This is a genomic window from Kitasatospora sp. NPDC007106 (genome assembly GCF_040634455.1).
In the GTDB taxonomy this organism is placed as follows: domain Bacteria; phylum Actinomycetota; class Actinomycetes; order Streptomycetales; family Streptomycetaceae; genus Kitasatospora; species Kitasatospora arboriphila.
The window spans coordinates 1-3,011 of sequence record NZ_JBEYFP010000708.1 but is presented as its reverse complement, the minus strand read 5'-3'; the positions used below and the strand labels follow the sequence as shown (position 1 = coordinate 3,011).

At 73.2% G+C, this 3,011-nt stretch carries 3 protein-coding genes; 1 reads left to right on the top strand and 2 read right to left on the bottom strand.

Translation table 11 applies throughout. The features are described from left to right. Positions 1 to 111 precede the first annotated feature (111 nt). Positions 112 to 1,242, top strand: a complete 1,131-nt coding sequence (locus ABZ641_RS31160) for a nucleotide disphospho-sugar-binding domain-containing protein (protein WP_344623328.1) — start codon at positions 112 to 114, stop codon at positions 1,240 to 1,242. Between the two features lie 82 nt (positions 1,243 to 1,324). Here ABZ641_RS31160 and ABZ641_RS31155 read toward each other — a convergent pair whose 3' ends face one another. Together ABZ641_RS31155 and ABZ641_RS31150 are read right to left on the bottom strand one after the other, a co-directional pair. Continuing rightward, the gene (locus ABZ641_RS31155; protein WP_359987221.1) at positions 1,325 to 2,698 is read right to left on the bottom strand and encodes an MFS transporter; all 1,374 of its coding nucleotides are present in this window, start codon (positions 2,696 to 2,698) and stop codon (positions 1,325 to 1,327) included. Further along, positions 2,695 to 3,011 (bottom strand): glycerophosphodiester phosphodiesterase family protein (locus tag ABZ641_RS31150; protein ID WP_359987218.1); only part of this gene is annotated, 317 nt, incomplete at its 5' end. The genes ABZ641_RS31150 and ABZ641_RS31155, both read right to left, overlap by 4 nt.

The window sequence follows — 3,011 nt, the reverse complement described above, 5'->3', positions numbered from 1 at the left end:
GTCGACGGTGGTGGGAACACGTACTGACGGTCCATCAGTTCGTCCGGGCGGGGCCGGCCCGCGGGTCGGCCCCGGAATCGTCCGACCGACGCAACACCCGGGAGACACACCGTGCGCATCCTCTTCACCGGCCCGGCAGCGCCGAGCCACCTGTACCCGATGGTGCCCACCGCGCAGGCCCTGCGGGCCGCGGGACACGACGTGCTGTTCGCCGTCCCGAGGCCGATGGAGCAGCTCGGCCTGGCGGGCTTCCCGATGGTCGGGATCGGCGACGGGACGTCCCTCCAGGAGGCGTTCGAGGCCTTCAGCGGCGAGGAGGCGGTGAGTTACGCCAAGCCCGACCTGACCCAGGACCAGATCCTCGAACGGGCCGCGGCCGCGTTCGCGTACGCCTCGCGTCCCACCGTCGACGACCTGCTGGAGACCGCCCGCGGGTGGGGGGCCGACCTGCTGGTCCACGACTCCTGCCTGGCCTCCGCGCAGTTGGTCGCCGCGCGGCTGAAGATCCCGGCGGCGCTGCAGAACTTCGGTTTCAGCTCCGGCCTGGACATGGCCGCGCGGCTGGCCCGCCGGGTCACCGACCTCTACGAGCGGTACGGCGTGTCCGCCCCGGCCGCGTCCACCCCGCTGAACATCGTCCCGGCGGCGCTGGGCGGCGATCCGGGCGGCCTGCGGATGCGCTACGTGCCCTACAACGGCGGTGGCGCCGTGCCCGTGGAGCTGCTGCGCCGGGGCGACCGGCCGCGGGTCGCGGTGACCCTCGGCACGGTGATCACCCGGATCGACGGCCTGCAGGCGATCACCCGGCTGATCGGGGCGGCCGCGGCGGTCGACGCGGAGTTCCTGCTCGCCGTGGGTGACGCGGATCTCACCCCGCTCGGTACCCTTCCGGCCAATGTCCGGCCGCTGCCGTGGGTGCCGCTGGCCGAGCTGCTGCGCGTCTGCGACGCGGTCGTCCACCACGGCGGTGCCGGCAGCGCGCTGACCGCGCTGCAGGCCGGTGTCCCGCAGCTGCTCCTCCCCCAGGGCGCCGACAACTTCACCGTCGCCGACGTCCTCACCGCCACCGGCGCCGCCCTGCGCAGCGGCTCCGAGGACGTGGACTCCGGGCTGCTCGACCGGCTCGTCACCGATCCGGCGCTCCGGACGGCCGCCGTGCGCCTCCGGGCGGAGAACGACGCCCTGCCCACCCCCGCCGCCCTCGTCCCCGACGTCGAGGCGCTCGTGACCGCCCGCCGCTGACCCGGGCGGCTCGTGGAAGAGCGCCGCCGCTGGTCCGGTGACCTGCGGCGGCGCTCGGGGGCCGTTCCTCGCCCGGAGCCGGTCAGAGCCGCTCGGGAACGGGGTTGCCGACGGCCTCGACGGCGCGCCGGAGCGGGACCTTCACCAGCACGGCGAAGCCGATCACGAAGAACACCAGCAGGGAGATGATCGCCGAGCGGTAGCTGCCGGTGATCTGGTACGCGAGGCCGAAGACCAGCGGGCCCATCCAGCTGGTGCCGCGGTCGCTGATCTTGTAGAAGCTGAAGTACTCGGCCTCCTTGCCGGCCGGGATCAGGTGGGAGAAGAGCGAGCGGGAGAGCGCCTGGCTGCCGCCGAGGACGAGGCCGATCATGCAGGCCAGGGCGAAGAACCAGATCGGCTTGTGGGCGGGCATGACGTAGCCGAGGGCGAGGGTGAACACCCAGGCGACCAGCGAGCCGAGGACGGTCCGCTTGGCGCCGTACCGGCCCGCGATGCGGCCGAGCAGCAGGGCGCCGCCGATCGCCACGATCTGGACCAGCAGCACGGCGGCGACCAACGAGGTCTGGTCCATGCCGAGTTCCTCGCTGCCGTAGAGCGAGGCCTGCGAGACGACGGTCTGGATGCCGTCGTTGTAGCAGAGGAAGGCGGCGAGGTAGAGCAGGGTGAGCGGGTACTGGCGCATGCCGCGCAGGGTGCGGGCGAGTTCGCGCAGGCTGCCGCCGGCGGGCCGGTCGGCCGCGGCGGGGTCGGGGGCGGCGCCGGCCCGGGAGGGCAGCCGCAGCATCGGGACGATCGTGAACAGCGCCCACCACAGGCCGGCCGAGGCGAGGCAGATCCGCACGGCGGTGCCGGAGGACAGGCCGAGCGCGTCGTGGCCCTCGAACAGCGCCAGGTTGGCGATCAGCAGGAGTCCGCCGCCCGCGTAGCCGTAGGCCCAGCCCTTGGAGGAGACCGCGTCGCGCTCGTCGGGGGTGGCGAGGCGCGGGAGGTAGGCGTAGGAGAGCGCGACCGACACGGCGTACGCGATGTTGGCGACCACCAGCAGGCCGCCGCCGAGCAGGTAGCGGTCGCCGCCGAGGAAGAACATCGCCATGGTCGCGATCGCGCCGACGTAGGCGAAGCCGCACATCAGTTCCTTGTGCCGCCCGGTGCGGTCCGCGACCGTGCCGGTCAGCAGCATCACCGCGACGGACACCAGCACGGAGAAGGAGACGGTGTACGGGAAGAACGAGCCCGCGCGGATCGTCAGTCCGAGCGGGTGCACGTCGCCGGCCGCGTCGGCGGCGTTCTTGGCGACGGAGGTCAGGTACGGTCCGAGGAACACCGTCAGCACGGTGGCCGAGAACGCGGCGTTGGCCCAGTCGTTGATGTACCAGCCGAACTGCATCCGGCGCAGGGCGCGGCCGTCGGTGGAGGTGTCGAGGTGGTCCGGCAGTCGGGCCGCTGTGTTCATGGGGCTCCTGTCTCCGTGCTGGAGCCGGTGCTGCCGTCGGTCCAGCAGCCGCGCTCACCGAGGACGTCCCGCAGGACGTCGATGTGATCGGCCATGATGCCATCCACGCCCAGGTCGAGGAGAGCCCTGATCCGTACCGGATCGTCGACCGTCCAGACGTGCACCTGGAGGCCGAGCCGGTGGGCGGCGCGGACGAAGGCCCGGTCGACGACCGGCACGCCCCGGTGACGCTCCGGGACCTGCGCGCAGATCCCGGCGAACGGCGTCCCGCGGCCCCGCAGCAGCGGGCCGGCCAGTGAGCGCAGCCGCAGCC

Excerpts from the sequence above, each read along its gene's own strand:
- ABZ641_RS31155 (WP_359987221.1), bottom strand. The coding sequence starts at position 2,698 with ATGAACACAGCGGCCCGACTGCCGGACCACCTCGACACCTCCACCGAC.